The sequence below is a fragment of the Nonomuraea sp. B19D2 genome (assembly GCF_040137845.1).
GTDB lineage: Bacteria > Actinomycetota > Actinomycetes > Streptosporangiales > Streptosporangiaceae > Nonomuraea.
In genome coordinates this window covers 531,969-548,256 of record NZ_JBEFAK010000001.1, presented here as the reverse complement: position 1 = coordinate 548,256, position 16,288 = coordinate 531,969, and the positions used below count along the sequence as shown (strand labels likewise).

Genomic DNA, 16,288 nt, shown 5'->3' with positions numbered 1-16,288 from the left:
GAGGAGGACTAACCTTGCGCGCATGAGCACAGCCGCGGAATCGATACCGGAAGAGCCGGATATTCATACGACTGCTGGGAAAATCGCCGACCTGGAGCGGCGGCTCGACGAGGCCGCTCACGCAGGCTCCGCGGCGGCGGTGGAGAAGCAGCACGCCAAGGGCAAGATGACCGCCAGGGAGCGGGTGCTCGCGCTGCTGGACGAGGGCTCGTTCGTGGAGTTCGACGAGTTCGCCAGGCACCGGTCCACGATGTTCGGGCTGGAGCGGCGGCGGCCGTACGGCGACGGCGTCATCACCGGTCACGGCACGATCGACGGCCGGCAGGTGTGCGTGTTCTCGCAGGACGTGACCGTGTTCGGCGGCTCGCTCGGCGAGGTGTACGGCGAGAAGATCGTCAAGGTGATCGACCTCGCGATCAAGACCGGGTGCCCGATCATCGGCATCAACGAGGGCGGCGGCGCGCGCATCCAGGAGGGCGTGGTCGCGCTCGGCCTCTACGCGGAGATCTTCAAGCGCAACGTGCACGCGTCCGGCGTGATCCCGCAGATCTCGCTCATCATGGGCGCCGCGGCCGGCGGGCACGTCTACTCCCCCGCGCTGACCGACTTCGTGGTGATGGTGGACCAGACGTCCCAGATGTTCATCACGGGGCCCGACGTGATCAAGACGGTGACGGGCGAGGAGGTCACGTTCGAGGAGCTCGGCGGGGCGCACACGCACAACACCAGGTCGGGCGTGGCCCACTACCAGGCCGCCGACGAGAACGACGCGCTGGAGTACGTGAAGGCGCTGCTGTCGTACCTGCCGTCCAACAACCTGGACGAGGCCCCGATCTTCGAGGCCGCCGCCGACCTGGAGCCCGAGCCCGAGCTCGACGAGCTGATCCCCGACTCGGCCAACCAGCCGTACGACATGCACCGGGTGATCGAGCACGTGCTCGACGACGGGGAGTTCCTGGAGGTCCATGCGCTGTTCGCGCCGAACATCGTGGTCGGGTACGGGCGCGTGGACGGCCAGCCGGTCGGGGTCGTGGCCAACCAGCCCATGCATTTCGCCGGATGTCTGGATATCAACGCATCCGAGAAGGCCGCGAGATTTATACGAACATGTGATGCCTTTAATATTCCGATACTGACTTTTGTGGATGTGCCGGGATTCCTTCCCGGGACCGACCAAGAATGGAACGGAATCATCCGCCGGGGCGCCAAGCTCCTCTACGCCTACGCCGAGGCCACCGTGCCGCTCATCACGGTGATCACGCGCAAGGCGTACGGCGGCGCGTACGACGTCATGGGCTCCAAGCACCTCGGCGCGGACATCAACCTGGCCTGGCCGACCGCCCAGATCGCGGTCATGGGAGCACAAGGCGCGGTCAACATCCTCTACCGGCGCGAGCTGGCCGCCTCCGAGGACCCCGAGGCCGAGCGCGCGCGGCTCGTCACCGAGTACGAGGACACCCTTGCGAACCCCTATATCGCGGCGGAGCGCGGTTACGTGGACGCGGTGATACGGCCGTCCGAAACCCGGGCCCAGGTCGTCAGGGCGCTGCGGGCGCTGAGGAACAAGCGGGCGACGCTCCCGCCGAAGAAGCATGGGAACATCCCGCTATGACGGCAGATCTGCGAATTGTCCGGGGCGACGCCACGCCCGAGGAGATCGCGGCGTTGGTGGCCGTACTCGCGGCGCGGCAGAGCTCTCGGACCGAACCGGAGAAGTCTCCAGAACCGCGACGCCAAACATGGCGAAACCCTGCCAGAGGGATGCGTAAGCCTGTCGTTCCAGGGAAGTCGGCTTGGCGGATGAGCGCACTACCCTAGATAGATCCTGGGAATCGGGTGTCAAGCTCCCCGGGAGTTGGGACTATCTAGAGAAAGTAGGCGTATATAGTCGGCCGATCAACTAACACCGCGGCCTGGAGGACGACATGGCCATCCCAGACCTCATGCCGCATCCTGTGGCAGCCAAGTACGCCGTCCTGGTGGATGTCGGTTATCTGTACGCGGCGGCTGGTGAAGTGCTGCTCGGTGCGAAGGAGCGCAAGGAATATCGGGTGGCCGCCGATGAGCTCATCCAGAGTCTACAGAAACATGCAGAGGAACGTATTTCCGGCGAACTTCTGCGGATCTATTGGTATGACGCAGCCCGTGACCGCGTGCCCACCGTCGACCAGCGTGTCATCGCCCAGCTGCCCTGGGTCAAGGTGCGCCTTGGCAACCTGAACGCCCGTGGCCAGCAGAAAGGCGTGGACGCGCAGATCAGGAGCGATCTGGAGGCACTGGCGCGACATCATGCGGTCACCGACACGATCCTGTTGGCGGGCGATGAGGACATGGTTCCGGCGGTCGAGGCGGCGCAGGCGTACGGCGTGCGCATCCACCTGTGGGGCGTCGAGCCGCCTTACGGCACCAACCAGGCAGAGCGCCTGGTGTGGGAGTCCGACACCGTAGAAGTGATCTCCGCTGATTTCCTGAGGCCCTTTTTCAGCCGTGCTCCCCAGCCCGTCCCGGTCACCCCACCCGCCGCCGCTCCCTCGCCCGCGCAGGTCTTCGCCGGGCGCGCGCCCGTCAAGCCGCACGTCGCCAAGCCCGGCCAGGTGGCCAAGCTCGGGCCGAGCCGCCCGCGCGTGGAGGACGTGGGCGAGCACGTGGCACAGAAGTGGATTCTCACGCGTGGCCGCGACAACATCCGCGACCTGCTGCCCGGGCCGATCCTGCCGACCGTGATCGACACCGAGCTGCTGATCGAGGCGGAGAAGGAGCTCGGCCACTCGCTGCGACCGTACCCGGAGGCTCGGGTGTGGCTGCGTGACGGCTTCTGGGCGAGGGTCTACCGGGAGTTCGACCTGGGGGTGGGCGTCTCGTCCAAGTAGGGGCTCTCGAGGAGCGCCTCGGCTGTCGCCGTACGGGCATACAAGACGTATCGCCCCGTACGGTGGGCCGAGCACAGTCCGGCCCTGCGTAGCGCCGTCAGGTGCTGGTTCACGCCCGGCTCGGACAGGCCGGTGCGCCTGGCCAGGTCGCGCGTGGAGGCGGGCTGATCGAGCTCGGCCAGCAGGCGGGCACGCGTCCTGCCGAGCACGGCGGCCAGGTCCTCGGGCGGGTCCAGGTCGCGGCGCTCCCAGAGGGTGGCGATGCCGCGCGGCGGGTAGCGGACCGTGGGCTGGTACGGAGGCGCCGTCACCGAAAAGACCCTGGGCGAGGCGAACACGCACGGCACCAGCAGCAGGCCGAGCCCGCGGAGCGAACGGGCGCCCGACGCGTATCGATGCCGAAGGCGCAGCGTCCCCTCCTGCCAGGCGACGGCGTCATCGAGGTCCGCCAGCATCCGCTGGGCGCCGCCCTCGGCGAGCAGCCTGGCGCGGTGGAGGATCTCCCCCTCCAGCAGGGACCTGATCTTCGGCCAGTACGGCGACATCGCGGCCAGCCAGTAGTTCTCGACCTCCGCCGCCAGGCGTTCCAGCCCCTTCTCCGGGTCGTCATAGAGCTCTTGGACGCGTTTCGTGCGTGGTCCGGGGATCACGTCCAGGTCTGCGCGGACCCGAGCGGCCGCGCCCCGCATCGTGGCGAGTTCGAGCGCGAGGTCCGGCATGGATGTCGACGGCGGGGTGCAGGTGAAGCCGGCAATCGAGATCGTGGGGACCGGGACCAGGTCGGACAGGAGGCGCCAGTCGACGTCCTGGAGGCGGCGGCGTACCCGGTCCGCCCAAGGGCGCAACAGCGGGTGCGCGGGCGGGTCCTTCACCACGCGCACGCTGGCCACGACCTCGCCGAGCGGGGAGATCGCAAAGCGGATGTTGGCCAGGTCACGGGCCGTGAACGTCAGATCCAGGGTCATTGGATTCGCTTCTCACTTAATCTCTGGCGCTCTCAGCCGACATTTCAGCATCGTGGCGGCTATGTCAGCAACCTTGGTGGAAGAGCCGCTCCTACAACTTCGCGGCTTCCGTAACCTCTTCGTCGCTGCGGCGGTCAGCCAACTCGGGAGCCAGATCAGCTACGTCGCGCTGCCCCTGCTCGCCGTCACCGCACTGGGCGCGGGGCCCGGCGAGGTGGGACTGCTGTCGGCCCTCGGCACGCTCACGGTGCTGCTGCTGGGACTGCCTGCCGGGGCGTGGGTGGACCGGGTCAGGCGGCGGCCCGTGATGATCGGCACGGACCTGTTGCGGGCAGGGGCGCTGCTGTCGGTGCCGGTGGCATGGTGGGGCGGGTGGCTGTCCATGGGCCAGCTGTACGCGGTGGCGGTGCTGGTCGGGGCCGGGTCGCTGCTGTTCGACGTGGCGTCGCTGAGCCTGGTTCCCGGGCTGGTGGGGCGCGAGCGGTTGACGTCGGCGAACTCGCTGCTCGTGGGGACGGGGGCGGCGATGGACATCGCGGGGCGCAGCGGGGCCGGGGTGCTGGTGCAGGTGGCGGGGGCGCCGGTGGCGGTCCTGGCGGACGCGCTGAGCTACCTGTGGTCGGCCGCCTGGCTGCGAACGGTGAACGAGCGACCGGCCACGGACCAGCTGCCGTTCCGAGAGCGGGAGCCGCTGGGGCGGCAGATCGGTGCGGGGGTGCGATTCCTCTTCGGGAACCAGATCCTCGTCTCCGCCCTCGTTCAGGGGACGATGGCCAACCTGGCGTTCCCGCTCTGCTCCGTGCTCCTCCCTGTCCTCATCGTCGAGCGGCTCGGCTACCCGGAGTGGGTGCTCGGCGCCTATCTCGCGGTCGGCGGGCTCGGCGCGCTGGCGGGATCGTCGGCCGCCCACCTGATCGGCCGGCGCTTCGGCAGCGGCAGGGCCGCCTGGCTCGTCAGCCTCGCCACCGCGCCCGCCTCGCTCGTCATCCCGTTCCTGGACCGGGGGCCGTGGTTGTGGGCCGCGGCCGCGGCGTGGTTCGTGCTGGCCTTCCGTACCGGCGTCAACAACGTGCTGCTCGTCAGCCTGCGGCAGCGTGTCACGCCCGACGACCTGCTGGGCCGGATGACGGCCACGATGCGGCTGCTCCTGATGGGCGCGCTCGGCCTGGGCGGGCTGCTCGCGGCGGCGCTCGGCGAGGTCTGGGGCATACGCTCCGCACTGTGGCTCGGCGCACTGATCATGGCCTTGAGCTGGATCCCGTTCCTGTTCTCCCCGCTCCGCCGCCACCCCTGAGCAGTGACGTCCGATTCCCGCCAGTCACGGTGTCCGACCTGCTGACCTGCCATTTGATGTTGACGTCCGATTTCCGCCAGTCAGGGCGCGCGGGGAGCGAATACTGTCGGAGGCATGTCACCACTAGAGCTCGACTTCGACTCCTGCTACCGGGCCGTCTCGGCCAGGGATGCCCGGTTCGACGGGCGCTTCTACACGGCGGTGACGACCACGCGCATCTACTGCCGTCCGATTTGCCCGGCCCGTACGCCATCGTCCCGCAACGTGCGCTTCTACCGGCACGCGGCGTCGGCCGAGGCAGCCGGGTTCCGGCCGTGCAAGCGCTGCCGTCCCGAGCTCTCGCCCGGTGATCCCGGCTGGGATGTGCGCGGCGACCTCGTCGGCCGGGCGCTGCGACTGATCGACGACGGCGCGGCCGACGACGACGGCGTCGCGGGGCTGGCCAAGCGGCTGCACATCACGGAGCGGCACCTGCACCGGCTGTTCGTGGCCGAGCTGGGCGTCGGACCGCTGGCGGTCGCGCGGACCAAGCGGCTGCTGCTGGCCAAGCAGCTGCTGACGGAGACGGGGCTGCCGGTCACGGAGGTGGCGTTCGCGTCAGGGTTCGGGAGCGTGCGGCAGTTCAACGCGACGATGCGGGAGACGTACGGCTTCACGCCCAGCGAGCTGCGGGCCACGGCGGGGCCCCGGGTGTCCGACGCGACGCTCCGGCTCCGGCTGCACCGGCGGGAGCCGTACGACATGGACGGGGTCTTCGCGTTTCTCGCCGCTCGCGCCATTCCCGGGCTGGAGGAGGCGACGCGTACGTCGTATGCGCGAGCGGTGCCGGGAGGGACGATCACGCTCACACCCCGGCGCGACCACATAGCCCTGGACGTGGCGGTGGACGACACGCGGCAGCTCGCCCGCATCGTGGCCCGCTGCCGCCGCCTCCTCGACCTCGACGCCGACCCCGGCGCCATCGCGGAGATCCTCGGCGAGACCTCGATCGGGCCCCTGGTCGCGGCCCGTCCCGGATTGCGGGTGCCGGGGGCGTTCGACGGCTTCGAGCTGGCCGTACGCGCGGTCGTGGGCCAGCAGATCTCGGTGGCCGGCGCCCGTACCCTCCTCGGCCGCATCGTCGCCCGCGCCCCCGGGCCGCTCTTCCCCACCCCCGCCGAGCTGCTGGACACCGACCTCACGGGCCTGGGCCTGACGAACCGCAGGATCGCCACCCTCAAGCACCTGGCCGCCCACCTGGCGGACGGCCACATCGACCTGGACGGCGGCCAGGACCCCGCCGAGGCGGTGGCGGCCCTGCTCGAAGTCCCCGGCATCGGCCCGTGGACGGCCAGCTATATCGCCCTGCGGGCACTCCGCGACCCCGACGCGTGGCCCACAGGCGACCTCGTGCTCAAGAAGCGCATGGCCTGCTTGGGCATTCCCGACGACCACATCGAGCGGTGGCGGCCCTGGCGGGCCTACGCCGCCCTGCACCTTTGGAGCGCATCATGATCGCTGCCCAGCTCGTCCCGACCCCCGTGGGGCCGCTGTCCCTGCTGTCCCGCGAGGGGGTGCTGGTGGCGGCCGGCTTCACCGCCGACCCCACGGAGATGTTCGCACGCCTCACGCCCGCCCTGCAGGCGGAGGGCCTGGAGGTCGTCGACGACCTCGGGGCCGCGGCCTCGGCGCTCCGGGCCTACCTGGCCGGTGACCTGGACGCCCTGGACGCCATCCCAGTCTCCCAGCCCGGCACGCCCACCCGCAAGCGCCTCCACCAGACACTGCGCGAGGTCAAGGCCGGAACCACCGTCTCCTACGCGGAACTGGCAGAACGGGCCGGTCTTCCCCGGACTGCGGCTCGGGCCGCCGGCTCGGCCTGCGCGCAGAACCTGATCGCGCCCTTTGTGCCGTGCCATCGGGTCTTGCCCAGCGGTGGGGGATATGGCGGGTACTACTACGGCGTACCGGTCAAGGAGTGGCTGATCGCCCACGAATCGGGCGCACTCTAGGTGGCGGGAACCAGGCGGCGGGCCTGGATGCCCGCCGCTCCCGCCACCGCCAGCCCTACCAGGCCCAGCAGGGCGGCCGACCAGGCGGGGGCCGTGTAGCCGAGGCCGGCGTCGATGGTGAGGCCCGCCGCGAAGGAGCCGATGGCGTTGCCCAGGTTGAAGGCGCCGATGTTGGCCGCCGAAGCAAGCGTGGGCGCGCCGGCGGCGGTGTCCAGGACGCGGGTCTGCAGGGGCGGGACCGTGGCGAAGGCGGCCACGCCGAACAGCGTGATGGTGATGACGAACGCCACCTGGCTGCCCGACACCAGGGCGACCGCCACGGCCAGGAGGGTGAGCAGGGCGACCGAGCCGTAGATGCTGGGCATGACCGCGCGGTCGGCCAGCTTGCCGCCGATCAGGTTGCCCACCACCAGGCCGACCCCGAACAGGGCCATGACCACGGGCACGGCTCCGGGTGAGAAACCGCCCACGCCGGTCATGATGGGCGCGATGAACGTGATGACGGCGAAGACCGGGGCGAAGCCGAAGACGGTCATCGCCAGGGCCAGCCAGACGCCGGGCTTGCGGAACGTCGACAGCTCGCGCAGGACGCCGCCGGACGGGCGCGGCTGGCGAGGGACGAGCGCCAGGACGCCGGCCAGCCCGGCCACGCCGATGACCACCACGACCCAGAACGTGGCCCGCCAGCCGAACGCCTGACCGATCCAGGTCCCCAGGGGCACACCCAGGACGTTCGCGAGCGTGAGGCCGGTGAACATCAAGGCGATGGCGCTGGCCCGCTTCTGCGGCGCCACCAGGTCGGCGGCCACCACCGAGCCGACCCCGAAGTACGCGCCGTGCGCGAAGGCCGACAGGAAGCGCCCGGCCATCAGCACCGCGTACGAGGGCGCCAGAGCCGACAGCAGGTTCCCCACGATGAACAGCACCATCAGCGACAGCAGCATGGTCTTGCGCGACAATCGCCCGCCGAGCATGGTCAGCGGCGGCCCACCGACCGCCACGCCCAGGGCGTACCCGGACACGAGCAGCCCGGCGGCCGGGATCGTCACGCCGAAGTCGGCCGCGACCTCGGGCAGCAGCCCGTTGATGATGAACTCCGTGGTCCCGATGCCGAAGGCGCTGATCGCGAGGGCGAACAGGGCGAGAGGCATAGACTACTCCTCAGACGACGTTAGTAAGCGTGGACATTATTTGCACGCGCCGACTAACTGACCATACAAGGATGTCGAGGAGGCTGTCACATGCCCCTAGCCGATGACGCCGTCGAGGCGCGCGCCCAGGGCTGGCGCACCCTCGCGGCGCTGCACGCGAAAATCGACGACAAGCTGGAGAAATCACTCCAGAAGGAGCACGAGCTCAGTGTGAGCGAATACACCGTGCTGGACGCGCTGGCCAGGCAGGACGGCTGGCACATGCGCATGCAGCAGCTCTCCAGAGCCGTCGTCCTCAGCCAGAGCGCCACGACGCGGCTGGTCACCAGGCTGGAGAACCGCGGCCTGCTCAGGCGCTATCTGTGCGAGGACGACAGGCGCGGGATCTACTCGGAGGTCACGCAGGCCGGGTTCGAGCTGCTCGGCCGGGCACGTCCCACACATGACGCCGTGCTGAAGGAAGTGCTGGACGAGGCGGCCGAGCTGCCCGAGCTGGCCCCGCTGGTCGCGGTGATCAGGGCTTGACGTTGCTCTGGATCTCGCCGACCGGCACGTCCCGGGTGGCGCCGACCTCCACAGGGGCGAACTGGAACGGCACCACGTTGTCGGTGACCTGGACCGGCCAGACGGTGGTGACGGTGAGCGTGTACTTCTCGCGCGGCTGGTCGATCGACGAACGCAGGTAACGCACGCCGCACGAGAACGTGCCGCCCTTGGTGTACTGCTTCCCGGACGTCCCGCAACCGTCCTCACGCACCTCGGCCCGGTCCTTGGTCGTGCCCGGGTCGATCTTGATGTCCTGGAGAGTGGCCACCACCGTCGCGCTCATGACGCCGGGGATCGTCGCAGTCACCGACCGGCGCGGCTCCCCGATGCCCTCCAGCCACACCCAGGTGGGGAGGTTGACGTAGCTCTTGGCGTCGGGACTCAGCTTGACCGTCGGCTCGGGCACGGTCAGCGCGGCCCTGGCGATCTCGGCCAGCTCCTGGATGGTGATGCCGGCCGGCGGCGTGGTGCCTGGCGGCACGAAGACGAACGGATCGAGACTGGAGAAGCAGGCCTGGCCCTTCGGGTCGGAGGCGTTGTACGCCGGCCCCCACCAGCGCCCTTCCTTGCCGACCTGGTCCTCGAACTGCTTGAGGAACTGCTTGAACTTCTCCTCGGTGGGATTCTTGGTGAACTTGAAAAAGTAGTCCCGCAGCCCCTGCTGCGTCTTGAGCATCTCGCTCGCGTTCTGGCCCGGCTCGTACCAGCATGGGCGTTTGAGCACGTAGCCGTCGCCCTTGCCGCCTCTGGCGCCGTCACCCGAGATGACGATCTTGGAGTTGAACAGGTCGACGCCGACCGTGGTGCCGTCCTTGAAGGCCCTGCCATTCGGCTGATCATCCAAGGAGCCTGCCAGCATCGTCAGGGCCGCGACGGCCAGCGGGACGAGGCGGTTCATCCGGTGCATCCCTTCATGTCGTAGCGGAGTCCCCTGATCCGCCACACGCCATCGTCGCCGCGGTGGGCGAGCGCAGCCTGGAGGTACGGCGTGCGCACCCAGTCGGGCTGGGGCACGACCGCCTTGCCGGTGCGTGTGGAGACCAGGCGCGCCTTCGACTCGTCAACACAGGCGTTGATCTGCGCGCCTTTGCCGCCGACGACCGCGGCGACGCGCAGGTTGTAGAGCCGGGCAGCGCCTTTCATCGTCTTCTCCTGTTCGGTGTATCTGTGCACCCAGTCGTACGTGTCGCGGGCCGCCGTGAGTTCGAAATCCACATCCTGTAGGTATCGATCGCTTCCGGAGACGAGTGCCTTCCTGGAGGCCAGGTAGTAATCGGTGATGACCTTGAGGAGGGGGTCACGGTCGGCGGGCCAGTCGATGTCCACCCGGAGCCTGCCGCCGATCGTGACCGTTTCCGGCCCGGACGCGGTGGGTTCGGGCCTGGTCTCGCTCTTCGGGGGTGCGCTGGAAGCAGACCCCTGGGGCGCGTACGGGCGTTCGGCCTGCCCGCAGCCCGCCAGGACGATCACCAAGAGCACCAGGACTCGTCTCATGCCGATGACTCCCTCACCACATGGATGCGCCACGTGGGCAGCAGTTCCTCGATCAAGGCCTCGGTCTCCGGGGCCATCCCGCCGCCGTACGGGTGGGAGGCGGCCCTGCGGGTCAGCCCCTCGACGACGGCCCGCAGCCGCACGGTGTCCTCGGTCGCGTGCGTGGCTCGCAGCAGGTCGCGCCAGAGGCCCTCGTCGTCGGCCGCCAGCAGCAGCGCCGCGCGTACGGCCGCCACCGCGGCGTCCGGCTGGCCGTGTGCGAGCCTGAGCTCGCAGAGCTGGTGTGCCGCGTCGGCCACCTCGGCGGCCACGTCGTACTCCAGGTCCTCGGCCGCCAGCCAGGCGTACCTCCCCGGCTGGCGGCCGGTCAGCAGCGGGCCCCTGACCAGGCCGAGTGCCTTCTCCAGCAGGACGGCCCTGGCCGTCGGGTCGCCGTGCGAGCGGCGTACGAGCTCGCGGAACAGCACCCAGTCCGTACGCACCTCGGGCCCCAGCCTGAGCCGGCCGGCCTCGTCGGCGAGCAGGTGCTCGGGCCCCAGCCATTCGGCGACCCTGGCGATCGTGGCGTCCCTGACCATGGCCTGCACGCCGCGCGGCCACAGCACACCGCCGAGCACCGAGGGATGCACGCCGCCGGGGTGGGTGGCCAGATAGACCAGCAGCTCGGTGGCCAGCGCCAGCCGGCCTTCCTCCAGCGGCCGCAGGCCGGTGACCTCGATGGGGCCGAGGATCCTGATCTCGACGACGGGCGGGTGCAGCCCTTCCAGCGGCTCGGCCTCGGGGACGGGCTCGCCGTCGAGCCGGTCGGCCGTGCGGAAGAGGTCGACCAGGGCCTGGTAGTGGCGGCGCGGCAGGAGCTGGGCCTGCACGTCGAAGCCGAGCTCGGCGATCCTGGCCCGGCCGTCGTCGCCGATCTCCAGCGTCCAGGTGGCGTGCGGCACGTCGCCCGCCAGGACGTACCCGGCGGTGTCCCTGCGGGCCAGCAGCGCGAGGCGCCTGGCCTCCTCGTGCGAGGGCGCCACCGCGGAGAGCAGGTAGTGGGCGTCGCGCGGGCTGCCGGTGATGCGCCCGGTCAGCACCTCCCTGCGCGGTGCCGCGCTCGCCTCCAGCTCGGGCAGCACCTCCGCCAGGCTGCCGACGGCCCTGATCCGGTCGGGCGCGATGGCGGTCAGCTCCTCGCCGAAGCCGACGAGAGTGATGCGCATGCGGTCGGACCAGCGGTTCGTGGCCAGCTCGACGGCGAGCGCGGCCAGCGCGGCCGTGGTCTGCGGGCCGCGCACGTTGATCAGGCCCTGCGCGGCCTCCAGGTCAATCAGCACGCGCCCGCTGGCGTCCGTGCCGATGGAGACCAGCCCCGGGTACGGCGCCCCTCCTGGCTGGTCCTCCAAGAGACGGCCTTCGTGGGCGGGCAGCCGCCAGACCTGGCCGCCGTCCTGGGCCGTCCACGGCGCGGGGGCGTTCTCGTCCGGGGGATGGATCCACAGGTCGAGCGTGCGTGCCGACAGGTGCGCCCCGTACACGGTGGGCGGGGTGCGGTTCTGCGCGGCCAGCTCGGCGCCGAGCAGCCGCAGGCCGATGTCGAGTATGCGGGCGCCCGGCGCGTCGCCGCCCAGCCTGAGCGCGACCTCGGCCTGGGCGGCGTCGTCGCGCGGGCGTACGATCCTGCGGCCGAACACCCTGCGCCACAGCTGCTCGCGCCGCCGCCTGGCCAGCACCAGCAGCAGGCCGGCGGCGGCCAGCGAGGCCGAGGCGAGATAGTCGGTGAGGTCGGCCTGGCTCTCCTGGATGACGGTCGGCTGCTGCTGTTCGGCCCGCTGCTGCTGTTCGGCCCGCTGCTCCGGCTGGCGGTGCTTGGCCTCGGCCTTCTTCTCGGCCTCCTTCTCGACGTGGTCGGACCGCGCGCCGCGCTCGACGTGCCGGTCCACCTGTGCTCTGCCGGGATGCTCGCGCAGTGTCTCCTCGCGGGGCTGACCGGCGGGGACGATGTGGACGTTCCTCGCGTCGTCCGGCATGTCGAGCACCCAGCCGGGCCTGATCAGGTCGGCCATGCGCAGGCGGCTGCCGTCCGGCTGCTCCTTCGCCTGATTGAGCCGGTAGATCTCGGGATACCGGCGGCCGTCTCCCAGGCACTTCTCGGCGATCTCCCACAGGCTCTCGTGGTGCCGGCCGTGCGGGGGCTGCACCACGTACACCTTCTTGGTCTTGTGCGTCTCGAGCGTCTTCTCGACGATCGGCGCCGAGTACGCGACCGCCGTCACGGGCGGGGCGGCCGGGGTCGGCGCCAGCTTGACCAGCGGCGCGACCATCGCCCCCGCCGTGAACAGCAGCAGCACGGCGCCGACGAGCTTGTTGGCCAGCGCCTGCGTCCCGCCCGAGAGCGGCACGCGGGCGGGCATGCCGACCCTGCGGACCCCGGCGTAAACCTCGACCAGCACGCACACGAACAGCTGGAACCAGGCCAGCCACACCAGCAGGATCAGCACTGCCACGATCGTGCTCGGGCCGACCCGGCTGGTGAGCAGGTCGAGGTCGAGCAGCTCGGGCGCGATCGGCGGGCCCACGAACGTGAGCAGCGCGTACGGCACGCCGCCCACGAGCGCGACCAGCACGATCAGCGACGCGATCCCGGCGAGCACGTCACCTGCGCTGCGCCTGGCCTTGACGCGCACGGGCGTGTGACGTCCGTGTGGACGCGCGGGCTCTCGCGTCGCCATCGTCTCTCCCTTCCGCCGTCCAGCGTCGTGCCTCGTACGTTCGCCGATCCATCGAGTGGTGCGATTCGGTCTATCTCGCTTCAGGCGCGGCGACCGCCCGGCCGGTCATCTCGAAGTCCGGGAACCCGATCGCGCTCAGGAAGAACGCCTCCCCCCGCACCGACACGGTGACCGTCACCTGCGCCTGGCCGACGGTGCACTGGCCGCGGGACACGTCGTCGCCGCCCTGCGCCGTGACGATCTCGTCGGCCCTGGCGCACACTTGGTCCTCCCCGAGCAGCCGGGTCTGCCCGGTGCTCCGGAGGTGGTCGACGTCGAGCTGATCGGCGCCGGCCCGCGCGGCCTGCTCGGCCACGTCGGCGGCGCGCAACCGGGCGTTGATCGCCGAGCCGCCGTCCACGAGCAGCCCGGCCAGCAGGAACACGGCGACGGAGAAGAGCACGGTGAAGACCGACATCGACCCCCGCTCACTCATCGACCCTCCTGAACTGCTCGATCGGCACCACCGCCGTGCCGGTCATCCGCTTGGCGCCGAACCCCAGGAAGCCGAGGTCCAGCTCGCAGCTCAGCTCGGCCTGGACCTGGCCGCCCTGCTCCCATGTGGAGCCGTCCAGCGAGACGGACGGGGACCCGCAGGGGCCGGTCAGCGTACTGCCGGCGATGGCCTCGGCGGCGGCCTCGGCGTCGTCGAACGAGCGCTGCACCGACGCGGCGCGGGCCGCGTCCCTGGCCGCCCCGTTGACCCGGCCCTGCGTCTCCACCAGCACCCCGGCTCCGGCCAGGAACATGAGGAACAGCAGGAAGACCGGGGCCAGCATCACGGTCTCCACGGCCATGGAGCCGCGCTCTCCGCCGCTCATGAGCAGTCCTCGCCGCCGTTGTCGGGGCGGAAGCACTCGACGGGCCCGCCCGCGGTGGCGGTGATCGTGAACGTCAGCTCGGGCAGGAGCGGGATGACCTGTACGGCGCTGCCGGTCACGGTGACGAAGCGCTCGTCGGGCTCCTTCTCGGACGTCGTGGCCGTGGCGCCCTGGAGCAGCTTCGGGCCGACGGCGCGGATGATGTCGGTGGCCTTCGCGGTGGCCTGGCCCGGCCAGTCACCGGAGTCGAACGGCGCCGCCCTGGCCACGCGCGCGCCCTCCTGGGCGGCCGCCTCCGCGACCTGGCGGGCGTGGAACCAGAGCGCGACCTGCACGATGAGCAGCGCGACCGCCAGCACGACCGGCATGAGGAAGGCCAGCTCGATCACCGTCGCACCCCGCTCACCTTTCTTACGGGGTGCCACCGGTGTCACCGCCACCGCCGAAACTGCCTTGGATCTCGCTCTGCTTCTGCTCCACCAGCGTCTTGATCAACGTGGCCAGGCCAAGCGCGACACCGGCGATGATGGCGGTGATGATCACCCACTCGACGGCGGAGGCGCCGCGGGTGGGGGCAGTGCGGGCACGGTGGATGCGCACGCTCAGGTACGCGGTGAGATACACGATCCAGGGATGGTTCATCAGGACCCCAACATCTTCATAGCGGCGGGAAAACTGAGGAAAATCACGAAACCGGCGCAGAGCAGGAGCTGAGCGACGAGCATCGACTGTGACCGCTCGCCGGCCTTGCCCTCGATCTCCGCCAGCTCGCGGCGGCGCAGCGTGGCCGCCCTGGCCGTCAGCGACGCGCGTACTTTGGCGCCGTCATCGGCCACCAGGCCCAGCGCGGCGGACAGGTCGCGCAGCTCGTCGACGTTGATCTCCTCGCCGAGCTGGCCGAGCGCCTGCCATGGGGTGATGCCGACGATCCTGGCGCCGCTCAGCGCGTCGCGGATGCGGCCCATCGCCCAGTTGGGCTGCTCGCCGCTGACCGAGACGGCCATCATGAGGGCCTCGGGGACGCCGCGGCCGCCGGCCAGGTTCATGGAGACGAGGTCGAGGAACGCCCCGACCACGTGGCGGAAGTCCCGCCGCCTGGCCGCCGCGTCCTTGCGTACCTGAAGGTCGGGCAGGAAGAAGAACAGGATCGCGACGAGCACGGCGGCCCAGAACGGGATGGCGAGCGAGGTGCCCCACTCCATGAGCACCAGCCAGCCGAGCAGCAGCGGGAAGGCCAGCAGGCCACTGGCCGCCAGCAGCACCTTGCTCGCCAGGAACGCCTCGAACGAGCGGCCGAGCAGCGCCAGGTCCGCCTTGGTCGACTTGACCTCCCAGCCGCGGGCCCCGTACAGCTGGGCCAGCCGCTCCCCCAGACCGCGGCGAAACGCGCTGACCTCCTCGTCGGGCAGCACGAGCTGGATGCGGGGGCCGCCCGCGTCCTCGCGCACGGCGTCGAGCGCCAGCAGCCGCGCCACCAGCCCGGGACGGGCCGGGAAGAGCGCCCTCAGCAGTACGAACAGGCCGAGCCCGAGTACGGCTCCGCCCAGCGCGCCCTCAACCATTGCCGCCGCCTCCTCCCATGAGCAGCCGCGTCGGCTTGTCGAACCTGGCCAGCCGCCTCATCCAGGCGAACCCGGCCCCGAACAGCCCGGCGACGACCACCAGGACGGCCTGGCCGAGCACGCCCTCGTACTCGGCCACGTACGAGGGGTTGAACAGGATGAGGAGCCCGGCGAAGACCAGCGCGGTGATCACCACGATCTGGACGCTGCGCCTGGTCGCGCGGCGCTCGGCTTCGACGCGGCGACGCATGTCGAGCTCCTCGCGGGCCGAGACGGCCAGCGCGCCCAGCACGTCGCGCAGGCCGGGGCCGCGCAGCCGGGAGTTGAGTATGAGCGCGGCCACCACGAGGTCGGCCGAGGGGTCGTCGAGCTCGTCCGCGAACAACGCCAGGGCCTCGGGCAGCGCCATCCTGGTGTGCAGCCGGTCGATCATGGCCCGCAGGTGGGGCCTGAGCATGGGGGCGGCGGCCCTGATGGACGACGGGATGGCCTGTTCGAGCCCGGCCGCGCCGGCGATCGTGTCACGCAGGGACTCGGTCCAGGCGGCCAGCCCTTCGAGCCGGCGCATGGCGGCGCGTTCCTCGGCGGCCCCGCCCGACAGGCCGCGCCAGGCGAACACGAGCAGCACCGTGCCCGCCGCCATGACCGGCCAGCCGGTGATGATCAGGACCAGTCCCGCGGCCACGGCCGCCACCGCGGTGCGCGTGGTCAGCATCTTGATCAGGTGGCGCTTGGGCTGGGACGGGCGGGGGCGCATGCCGTACAGGGACATGAAGAACAGGAACAGGCCGCCGCCGCCGAGCGCTCCGGCCAGCATCGCCAACGGGTCGAGCACCATGGC

At 70.7% G+C, this 16,288-nt stretch carries 18 protein-coding genes; 7 read left to right on the top strand and 11 right to left on the bottom strand.

Annotated features, from left to right (window positions below; all coding sequences use genetic code 11):
- The first annotated feature begins 22 nt into the window (after positions 1-22).
- The 3 genes from ABN273_RS02700 (at position 23) to ABN273_RS02690 (ending at position 2,870) form a co-directional block, all read left to right on the top strand.
- The gene (locus ABN273_RS02700; protein ID WP_349446977.1) at positions 23-1,612 is read left to right on the top strand and encodes an acyl-CoA carboxylase subunit beta; all 1,590 of its coding nucleotides are present in this window, start codon (positions 23-25) and stop codon (positions 1,610-1,612) included.
- Positions 1,609-1,818, top strand: a complete 210-nt coding sequence (locus ABN273_RS02695; protein ID WP_349446976.1) for an acyl-CoA carboxylase subunit epsilon — start codon at positions 1,609-1,611, stop codon at positions 1,816-1,818. Before ABN273_RS02700 ends, ABN273_RS02695 begins: the two co-directional genes overlap by 4 nt.
- Before the next feature lie 107 nt (positions 1,819-1,925).
- Positions 1,926-2,870, top strand: a complete 945-nt coding sequence (locus ABN273_RS02690; RefSeq protein ID WP_349446975.1) for an NYN domain-containing protein — start codon at positions 1,926-1,928, stop codon at positions 2,868-2,870.
- On the opposite strand, the gene ABN273_RS02685 is transcribed toward ABN273_RS02690, so the two are convergent.
- Positions 2,828-3,835 (bottom strand): ArsR/SmtB family transcription factor, encoded by a 1,008-nt coding sequence (locus ABN273_RS02685; RefSeq protein WP_349446974.1) that lies wholly within the window; start codon positions 3,833-3,835, stop codon positions 2,828-2,830. The two genes, ABN273_RS02690 and ABN273_RS02685, sit on opposite strands and share 43 nt — an antisense overlap.
- A gap of 61 nt (positions 3,836-3,896) precedes the next feature.
- Between ABN273_RS02685 and ABN273_RS02680 the strand changes: the two genes are divergently transcribed.
- The 3 genes from ABN273_RS02680 (at position 3,897) to ABN273_RS02670 (ending at position 7,120) form a co-directional block, all read left to right on the top strand.
- Complete coding sequence (locus tag ABN273_RS02680) at positions 3,897-5,129, top strand: MFS transporter (RefSeq protein ID WP_349446973.1); 1,233 nt, start codon at positions 3,897-3,899, stop codon at positions 5,127-5,129.
- Positions 5,130-5,243: 114 nt separating this feature from the next.
- The gene (locus tag ABN273_RS02675) at positions 5,244-6,623 is read left to right on the top strand and encodes an AlkA N-terminal domain-containing protein (protein WP_349446972.1); all 1,380 of its coding nucleotides are present in this window, start codon (positions 5,244-5,246) and stop codon (positions 6,621-6,623) included.
- Positions 6,620-7,120 carry a methylated-DNA--[protein]-cysteine S-methyltransferase gene (locus tag ABN273_RS02670; protein ID WP_349446971.1) on the top strand — a complete coding sequence of 167 codons (501 nt, stop codon included), beginning with the start codon at positions 6,620-6,622 and terminating at the stop codon, positions 7,118-7,120. The genes ABN273_RS02675 and ABN273_RS02670 overlap by 4 nt, the downstream gene beginning before the upstream one ends.
- Here the strand turns inward: ABN273_RS02670 and ABN273_RS02665 are convergent.
- On the bottom strand, positions 7,117-8,271 hold the full coding sequence (locus ABN273_RS02665; protein WP_349446970.1) for an MFS transporter: 1,155 nt from the start codon (positions 8,269-8,271) through the stop codon (positions 7,117-7,119). The genes ABN273_RS02670 and ABN273_RS02665 overlap by 4 nt on opposite strands.
- Positions 8,272-8,361: 90 nt before the next feature.
- Between ABN273_RS02665 and ABN273_RS02660 the strand changes: the two genes are divergently transcribed.
- Positions 8,362-8,796 carry a MarR family winged helix-turn-helix transcriptional regulator gene (locus tag ABN273_RS02660; protein ID WP_349446969.1) on the top strand — a complete coding sequence of 145 codons (435 nt, stop codon included), beginning with the start codon at positions 8,362-8,364 and terminating at the stop codon, positions 8,794-8,796.
- Here ABN273_RS02660 and ABN273_RS02655 read toward each other — a convergent pair.
- The 9 genes from ABN273_RS02655 to ABN273_RS02615 all read right to left on the bottom strand — a co-directional run bounded on the left by ABN273_RS02655 (position 8,786) and on the right by ABN273_RS02615 (position 16,285).
- Entirely contained in the window at positions 8,786-9,715 is a 930-nt protein-coding gene (locus ABN273_RS02655) for a hypothetical protein (RefSeq protein WP_349446968.1), read from the bottom strand. The genes ABN273_RS02660 and ABN273_RS02655 overlap by 11 nt on opposite strands.
- Positions 9,712-10,311: a hypothetical protein gene (locus ABN273_RS02650; protein WP_349446967.1), complete on the bottom strand. Its 600-nt coding sequence runs from the start codon at positions 10,309-10,311 to the stop codon at positions 9,712-9,714. Before ABN273_RS02650 ends, ABN273_RS02655 begins: the two co-directional genes overlap by 4 nt.
- On the bottom strand, positions 10,308-13,025 hold the full coding sequence (locus tag ABN273_RS02645) for a BTAD domain-containing putative transcriptional regulator (protein WP_349446966.1): 2,718 nt from the start codon (positions 13,023-13,025) through the stop codon (positions 10,308-10,310). The genes ABN273_RS02650 and ABN273_RS02645 overlap by 4 nt, the downstream gene beginning before the upstream one ends.
- A 70-nt stretch (positions 13,026-13,095) precedes the next feature.
- Positions 13,096-13,500, bottom strand: coding sequence for an Rv3654c family TadE-like protein (locus ABN273_RS02640; RefSeq protein WP_349446965.1), 405 nt, complete (start codon positions 13,498-13,500; stop codon positions 13,096-13,098).
- Positions 13,493-13,885: a TadE family protein gene (locus ABN273_RS02635; RefSeq protein WP_349446964.1), complete on the bottom strand. Its 393-nt coding sequence runs from the start codon at positions 13,883-13,885 to the stop codon at positions 13,493-13,495. The genes ABN273_RS02640 and ABN273_RS02635 overlap by 8 nt, the downstream gene beginning before the upstream one ends.
- A complete protein-coding gene (locus tag ABN273_RS02630) occupies positions 13,882-14,310 on the bottom strand; it encodes a TadE family protein (protein WP_349446963.1) in 429 nt (142 codons plus the stop codon). Before ABN273_RS02630 ends, ABN273_RS02635 begins: the two co-directional genes overlap by 4 nt.
- Complete coding sequence (locus ABN273_RS02625; RefSeq protein WP_349446962.1) at positions 14,297-14,527, bottom strand: hypothetical protein; 231 nt, start codon at positions 14,525-14,527, stop codon at positions 14,297-14,299. Before ABN273_RS02625 ends, ABN273_RS02630 begins: the two co-directional genes overlap by 14 nt.
- A complete protein-coding gene (locus tag ABN273_RS02620) occupies positions 14,527-15,447 on the bottom strand; it encodes a type II secretion system F family protein (RefSeq protein ID WP_349446961.1) in 921 nt (306 codons plus the stop codon). Before ABN273_RS02620 ends, ABN273_RS02625 begins: the two co-directional genes overlap by 1 nt.
- Positions 15,440-16,285: a type II secretion system F family protein gene (locus ABN273_RS02615; RefSeq protein ID WP_349446960.1), complete on the bottom strand. Its 846-nt coding sequence runs from the start codon at positions 16,283-16,285 to the stop codon at positions 15,440-15,442. The genes ABN273_RS02620 and ABN273_RS02615 overlap by 8 nt, the downstream gene beginning before the upstream one ends.
- Between the last annotated feature and the right edge of the window lie 3 nt (positions 16,286-16,288).

Coding starts and splice junctions, on each gene's coding strand:
- ABN273_RS02635 (WP_349446964.1), bottom strand. CDS start 13,885: ATGAGCGGCGGAGAGCGCGGCTCCATGGCCGTGGAGACCGTGATGCTG.
- ABN273_RS02655 (WP_349446968.1), bottom strand. CDS start 9,715: ATGAACCGCCTCGTCCCGCTGGCCGTCGCGGCCCTGACGATGCTGGCA.
- ABN273_RS02650 (WP_349446967.1), bottom strand. CDS start 10,311: ATGAGACGAGTCCTGGTGCTCTTGGTGATCGTCCTGGCGGGCTGCGGG.
- ABN273_RS02670 (WP_349446971.1), top strand. CDS start 6,620: ATGATCGCTGCCCAGCTCGTCCCGACCCCCGTGGGGCCGCTGTCCCTG.
- ABN273_RS02700 (WP_349446977.1), top strand. CDS start 23: ATGAGCACAGCCGCGGAATCGATACCGGAAGAGCCGGATATTCATACG.
- ABN273_RS02665 (WP_349446970.1), bottom strand. CDS start 8,271: ATGCCTCTCGCCCTGTTCGCCCTCGCGATCAGCGCCTTCGGCATCGGG.
- ABN273_RS02640 (WP_349446965.1), bottom strand. CDS start 13,500: ATGAGTGAGCGGGGGTCGATGTCGGTCTTCACCGTGCTCTTCTCCGTC.
- ABN273_RS02660 (WP_349446969.1), top strand. CDS start 8,362: ATGCCCCTAGCCGATGACGCCGTCGAGGCGCGCGCCCAGGGCTGGCGC.
- ABN273_RS02620 (WP_349446961.1), bottom strand. CDS start 15,447: ATGGTTGAGGGCGCGCTGGGCGGAGCCGTACTCGGGCTCGGCCTGTTC.
- ABN273_RS02690 (WP_349446975.1), top strand. CDS start 1,926: ATGGCCATCCCAGACCTCATGCCGCATCCTGTGGCAGCCAAGTACGCC.
- ABN273_RS02675 (WP_349446972.1), top strand. CDS start 5,244: ATGTCACCACTAGAGCTCGACTTCGACTCCTGCTACCGGGCCGTCTCG.
- ABN273_RS02625 (WP_349446962.1), bottom strand. CDS start 14,527: ATGAACCATCCCTGGATCGTGTATCTCACCGCGTACCTGAGCGTGCGC.
- ABN273_RS02685 (WP_349446974.1), bottom strand. CDS start 3,835: ATGACCCTGGATCTGACGTTCACGGCCCGTGACCTGGCCAACATCCGC.
- ABN273_RS02680 (WP_349446973.1), top strand. CDS start 3,897: ATGTCAGCAACCTTGGTGGAAGAGCCGCTCCTACAACTTCGCGGCTTC.
- ABN273_RS02645 (WP_349446966.1), bottom strand. CDS start 13,025: ATGGCGACGCGAGAGCCCGCGCGTCCACACGGACGTCACACGCCCGTG.
- ABN273_RS02695 (WP_349446976.1), top strand. CDS start 1,609: ATGACGGCAGATCTGCGAATTGTCCGGGGCGACGCCACGCCCGAGGAG.
- ABN273_RS02615 (WP_349446960.1), bottom strand. CDS start 16,285: ATGGTGCTCGACCCGTTGGCGATGCTGGCCGGAGCGCTCGGCGGCGGC.